Below are 6141 nucleotides of genomic sequence, written 5' to 3' on the forward strand. Positions count from 1 at the left end.
CTCCAGGATCCGGGCCCGGGTCTGGAGCTTTGACGAAGCCCAACGCATCGACGCGGCCTTCTTTTCAGCGCGCATCGCCCAGGCCCTGAAAGCACGGGAGCTGTTTGACATCCAGAGCGACGGGCGGCGGCTCATTCACGGCGAATCCGACGGCCTGCCGGGCCTGGTGGTGGACCGCTATGCGGACACGCTGGTGGCGCAGTTTTCCAGCTGCGGCGCAGAAAAATGGAAAAGTGTGATTGTCGAAGCCCTGCTTGCCCAGACCGGCCTGACGCGCCTGTACGAACGCTCCGACGCCAGTTCACGTGCCCTGGAAGGCCTGCCCGAAGTGACCGGCTGGCTGGCCGGCTCGGGCGAAACCGGCATCACCATCACCGAACACGACTGGAAGCTCAGCCTGGACGTGGCCGAAGGCCATAAGACCGGCTTTTACCTGGACCAGCGCGACAGCCGGCAGAAGTTTGCCGCCTACACGCGTCGTTTACAGTTCGGCCAGGTGCTCAACTGTTATTGCTATACCGGCGGCTTCACTGTGGCCGCGCTGGTCGGCGGCGCCGGGCACGTCACGTCGATTGATTCGTCCGGCCCGGCGATCGAGCGGGCCCGGGCCAATGTGGCGCTGAACGGCTTTGACGCCAGCCGCACCACTTTGCTGGATGCCGACGTCAACGCCTCGCTGCGCCAGTACCAGAAGGAAGGCCGGATGTTCGACGCCATCGTGCTGGACCCGCCCAAATTCGCGCCCACGGTGACGCATGCCGAGCGTGCCGCCCGTGCCTACAAGGACATTAACCGGCTGGCGTTGTCGATTCTGGCGCCCGGCGGCGTGCTGTTTACCTATTCCTGCTCGGGCGGGGTCAGCGCCGACCTGTTCCACAAAATCGTGGCCTCGGCCGGTATCGATGCGGGGGTGGACGCTTTCATCTCCGAGCGCATGGGCGGCGCACCCGACCATCCTATGACAGTAGCCTTCCCGGAAGGCGAATACCTGAAGGGCCTGGTGCTGGTGAAGCGGGTGGGCGGCTGATTTTTATATAAATAGTGGTTGCAGGTTAATAAAGACGGGTGCAAGCAGCTATTAAAAATATAGCGGATACGGGGCGGAAATTACCGCCTTGCGCTGTTTTTGGGGACCCTGCGCTTGACACGACCTGTAAAGTAACTGCTGGTCAAGGTGGTATTCACCGGGGCTGCGCGACGGGCTTGAACCCGCCGCTAAACTCCCCCACCTGTGTGGCTGCGACCTGCTTCGCCCTTCGCGCTACCCCTGCAATTCCTGTTTTTAGGTAACACCATGAGCTTGATTCCCGTCACCATCCTCACCGGCTTCCTGGGCTCCGGCAAAACCACGTTGCTCAAGCGCGTGCTGACCGAGGCGCACGGCCAGAAAATCGCTGTTATCGAGAACGAGTTTGGTGAAGAAAACATCGACAACGAAATCCTGGTCAATGACACCGAAGAAAACATCATCCAGATGAACAACGGCTGCATCTGCTGCTCGATCCGCGAAGACCTGCGCGAAACACTGCAGTTGCTGGCCGCCAAAAAGCGCAAGGGCCTGCTGGACTTTGAGCGCGTGGTCATTGAAACCACCGGGCTGGCCGACCCGGGGCCGGTGGCGCAGACGTTTTTCATGGACGAAGAAATTGCCGAGCAGTACCTGCTCGATTCGATCCTGACCCTGGTCGACGCCAAACATGCCGCGACCCAGCTCAACGACCGCCAGGAGGCGCGCCGCCAGGTCGGGTTTGCCGACCAGATATTCATCAGCAAAACGGACCTGGTGGCCAAGGACGAAGTTGACGCGCTGATGCACCGCCTGAAGCACATGAACCCGCGTGCGCCCCAGAAGGCGGTGCATTTCGGTGAAGTCGCCATCAAGGATGTGTTCGACCTGCGCGGATTCAACCTCAATGCCAAGCTGGACATCGACCCCGATTTCCTCAAGGAAGACGACCATGCCGGGCATGACCGCGATCATGACCATGCGCACGGGGAGCACTGCGATCACCCTTCACATGCGCACGACGCCAAGGACGGGCATGAGGGCCATGGCCACCATCACCACCACGACGATGACGTCAAGAGCTTTGTGTTCCGGTCGGACAAGGCTTTCAGCCCCGCCAAGCTGGAGGATTTCCTGGGCGCGGTCGTCAACATTTACGGCCCGCGCATGCTGCGCTACAAGGGCGTGTTGAATATGGAAGGCACCGACCGCAAGGTGATTTTCCAGGGGGTGCACCAGCTCATGGGCAGCGACCTTGGACCCGCCTGGGCCGAGGGTGAGAAGAAAAACAGCAAGATGGTCTTTATCGGCATCGATTTGCCCAAAGATATTTTTCTGCAGGGCCTGGAGCAATGCCTGGTTTGAGGTAGGCTGTCCGCCTGTGGCCTGTAAAAGGCGGAGGGCTTCATGTTTGTCTCGATTCTCCAACGATTTGTTCCAAGGGTGCTACGGCAGGCTGCGCAGCCGCTACAATCGCGCGCCGACCAAAATACCCGGAAAATCAATTCGGGAGGCCAGCCAGGCACAAAATCGGCTACAAAGCGGATTGAAACCCACCCAGGTGAGGTTTTCGAGGCTGGCAGGCGGCAGACAAACCAGGAAATCTGGCAACAGGTAGGGTTGAACTGCGTTGCAGCGGTTTGGCCAGGAAGCCGCCGCGGGGGGCCATGGGCCATTCCGGGGCTGCTTCCCAGAGGAGACACATTGTGAAAGCCCAAGCAAAAAAGACCAAGACACCTGCCAAACCGGCCGTCAAGCCTGCATCGAAAGCCAAGCCGGCGCCAAAGCCCGCCGCCAAAGCTGTAAAGAAAGCGGTCAAACCTGTTGCCAAAGCCAAGCCGGCACCCAAACCCGTTGCCAAAAAAGCCGCCAAGCCGGCTGTCAAGGCTGCTTCCACGAAAAAGCCTGCCACCGCAGCTGTCAAGAAAACCGCTGCCAAGCCCTTGCCCAAAGCAAAGGCCGTCGCCAAACCCGTCAAGCCCGTGCTCAAATCTCCCCCAAAACCTGCGGCAAAGCCTGTTGCAAAATCAGCTGCCAAGCCCGTTGCAAAACCGGCCGTAAAACCTGCAAGCAGCACCAAGCCGGTCCCCGCCGCCGTGGTGGTACCCGCCCCGGCACCGGTCAGGGCCGGGCTGATGGCCCCGCCTCCACTGAAACCCGGCAGGCGCAGCTCCGCCCGTGTAGCCACCCAGTCACCCCCTCCCGCACCCATGGTGCCAACCCATGCGCCTGACGCAGCCAAAGCCAGTTACTCCACAATGACCGAACGCGTGATCGCGCCGCCACCCCAGGCGGCGGCCAAAAAAGACCCCAAGCTCGCCAACAACTGGAAGACCAAATCCGCCGAGCAGCTGACCGACGACGAAGTCAAGGCGATGCCGGACTCCGAGTACATGAACGAAAAGCAGCTGGCTTTCTTTCGCCACAAGCTGTCGGTGCTCAAGCAGGACATCCACAACAGCGCCGGCGAAACCACCGAGCATCTGCGGGAAGACACCGTTGTGGTGCCCGACCCGGCGGACCGCGCTACGATTGAAGAAGAACATGCCCTTGAATTGCGCACCCGTGACCGGGAACGCAAGCTGCTCAAGAAGATCGAACAGTCGATTGCCCGCATCGACTCCGGCGACTACGGTTATTGCGATGAAACCGGCGAACCCATCGGCGTAGGCCGGCTGATCGCCCGCCCCACGGCCAATTTGTCCCTGGAAGCGCAGCAACGCCGGGAACTCAAACAGAAGATGTTCGGCGATTGACCCCAGATTACCGGTTGAAGTTTATTTAATCGTCCTGCCATGTCCAAAGAAGATACCGCTTCAGGCTTGCTCTCCAAGATGGTGAAGTTCGTCCGGAATCCGGCCACGAACTGGTCCGATCTGGACGGCGCGCAAACAGACCGCGACGAAGCCATGAGCAAGCAATTGCTCAAGGAAATGATTGAGCGCAAGCGGCAAAACGACTTCGTGCGCAAGCGCGAATTCGACATGCTGCGCAAGATGCGCAAGCGTGAAGCCATGGTAGGTGTGGGCCAGGACCCAGGCGGCCGGCCTTCGTTCTTCCAGAGCAGCATGCCGTCCAAGCCCGACGACAGGGCCACCACGCTCAAGAAGATCGACGAGATCGAAGCGCAGATGTCCATGCAGTGGTGGAAAACCAAGAATGGCGGCATGCCGGACAACTCGGTGCACGCGCCCTTGCATAGCCCATCGACGCAGGCGCTCCCCATGCTGGACAATGCCTTGCCCACTGCATACAGGGCCACGGCGCCGGCAGGTTTGCAGCAGCTGAACGCAGCCAGGTTGGCCGCCGAGCAGCAGGCGGCCCGGGAAGCCGCTCACGAGCCCTCCCAGACCCAGCCCGATTCCCTGTCTGTTGCGCTGGCTGCAGCCCGGTCTACGCCGCCTCCCCAGCCTCCTGCCAAACCTCCCGCCATTGGCGGCCTGGCGGGTATCGGCGGCAGTTACGACAGCGGCGGCGGTTCATCCGGTTTTTCTCCTTCCAAGCTCACTGCGGTGGACGTGGAGGAAGTGGTTGCCCATGACGCAGAGCTGGAGGAGGCCGCTATCCGGTTTGCCAATGGCGACGATGCAGGTGCCGAAGCCGGCCTGCTGGAGATTCTTGCCCCCGGTGCCGTACGCGCGGGCCACCCGGATACCTGGCTGACCTTGTTTGACCTGTACCGGGCCACGGCCCAACAGGACAAGTTTGAAACGGCAGCCATCCAGTTTGTCGAGCGGTTTGACCGTTCGGCACCGCAGTGGTTCTCCATGCCTGACATGGTGAAAATGCTCAGCGTGCCGGCGGCGGGCAAGGCTGCCACCAATGCCAATGGTCCCGCTGTTGATTGGGTCTGTCCCTCTGTGCTGGGTATACAGACCGTGGCAGCCCTCAAGGCTGCCACCGCCAAGGCGCCCATGCCATGGCGCCTGAACTGGAACAATCTCAAAACCATCGATCCTGATGCTGTCGAGCCTTTGTACAAGGTCTTCAGCGGGTGGGCGACTCAGCCCGTTCAGCTGCGTTTCATGGGTGATACCCAGTTGCAGAAGGTACTGCAGAACGYCACCCCTTCGGGCAGCCGCGACACCGCCCAGCAATGGTGGCTTTTGCGTATGGAGGCGCTGCGTGTAACGCATCGGCCCGACGACTTCGAATTGGCCGCACTCGACTTCTGCGTTACCTACGAGGTCTCCCCGCCAGCCTGGGACAGTGCACGTTGCGAATACAAGCCGATCGATGCGCAGGGCGATGTCACGAGTGGGCAGGCCATCATTGGCGACGTGTACCGTGATTCCGTGTCCTCCAGTCTCAGCGCTATTGATGGAGACACCCAGATGGATGCACCGAGTTCGCAGATGAGCAATGTGCTGTCGGTCGAACTGTCGGGCCAGATCCAGGGTGATGCGATAGCAGTGCTGGACAAGCTRGAAGTCAAGCTGATGGGTGCGGACATGATGCTGATCTCCTGTGCCAAGCTCATTCGCGTGGATTTTTCGGCTGCGGGAACGCTGCTGAACTGGGTCTCAGCCCGCGAAGAGGAAAACCGCTCAGTGCAATTCACGGAAGTCAACCGCCTCGTTGCAGCGTTCTTCAATGTGATCGGCATCACTGAGCACGCAAGGGTCACAGTCCGCATCGACTAACCTTTGCGGCCTTTCTACTGGCCGATTTGGGTAGTGTTGTCATGCCATTCGCCGTCTAGTCGGGATTGGCCCGCCAGGTCTTCCGGCGCCCTGTGCTTTCTGCACCTTCCCCCTCAAAAAAGCACGCCATTCCTGCGACTGCGCTCATCTTGTTGTGCGGCGGCCGTTATCTGCTATATTTTTCATAGCTATGCCATGCTTGCACTGTCCAAAAACAGGTCGCTGAGCGTTTGAATGGATGGAAATAGTCCCTCTTTTTTCCATTTTGGCGGGCGCCCAGTTGCTGGCGCTTAAAGCAATACTTTCATTGCATCGGCTAAGTGCTTAATTTAGAACACTTTTTAATATAAGCCCTGGATCCGAAGATACTCCTAAGTCCTTGATTTCATTGAAAAAATTTGTTTCAAATCCCTTGTTTGCAAATGGTTTCCTGCTAAAGTGGGGAAAAGTGCAATTTAGTGGTGAAAAGTGTTTTTCAAGGGTTTGTAGCAG

General features: G+C 59.5%; 5 protein-coding genes. 4 read left to right on the forward strand and 1 reads right to left on the reverse strand.

Annotation, left to right across the window (positions count from 1 at the left end; translation table 11 throughout):
• Both AC1D1X_RS13305 and AC1D1X_RS13310 read left to right on the forward strand, forming a co-directional pair.
• A partial coding sequence (locus tag AC1D1X_RS13305; protein ID WP_477698436.1) for a class I SAM-dependent rRNA methyltransferase occupies window positions 1-1027 on the forward strand: 1027 nt, incomplete at its 5' end.
• 267 nt (window positions 1028-1294) lie between these two features.
• Window positions 1295-2371, forward strand: coding sequence for a CobW family GTP-binding protein (locus AC1D1X_RS13310; protein ID WP_477668410.1), 1077 nt, complete (start codon window positions 1295-1297; stop codon window positions 2369-2371).
• Between the two features lie 169 nt (window positions 2372-2540).
• Here AC1D1X_RS13310 and AC1D1X_RS13315 read toward each other — a convergent pair whose 3' ends face one another.
• Window positions 2541-3086: a hypothetical protein gene (locus AC1D1X_RS13315; protein ID WP_477698439.1), complete on the reverse strand. Its 546-nt coding sequence runs from the start codon at window positions 3084-3086 to the stop codon at window positions 2541-2543.
• Here AC1D1X_RS13315 and dksA point away from each other — a divergent pair.
• Window positions 2989-3762, forward strand: coding sequence for an RNA polymerase-binding protein DksA (gene dksA, locus AC1D1X_RS13320; RefSeq protein WP_477698438.1), 774 nt, complete (start codon window positions 2989-2991; stop codon window positions 3760-3762). The two genes, AC1D1X_RS13315 and dksA, sit on opposite strands and share 98 nt — an antisense overlap.
• Before the next feature lie 39 nt (window positions 3763-3801).
• Window positions 3802-5649, forward strand: a complete 1848-nt coding sequence (locus tag AC1D1X_RS13325) for an STAS domain-containing protein (RefSeq protein WP_477698437.1) — start codon at window positions 3802-3804, stop codon at window positions 5647-5649.
• Window positions 5650-6141: the final 492 nt, after the last annotated feature.

The sequence above is a fragment of the Polaromonas sp. P1_G4 genome (assembly GCF_056405475.1).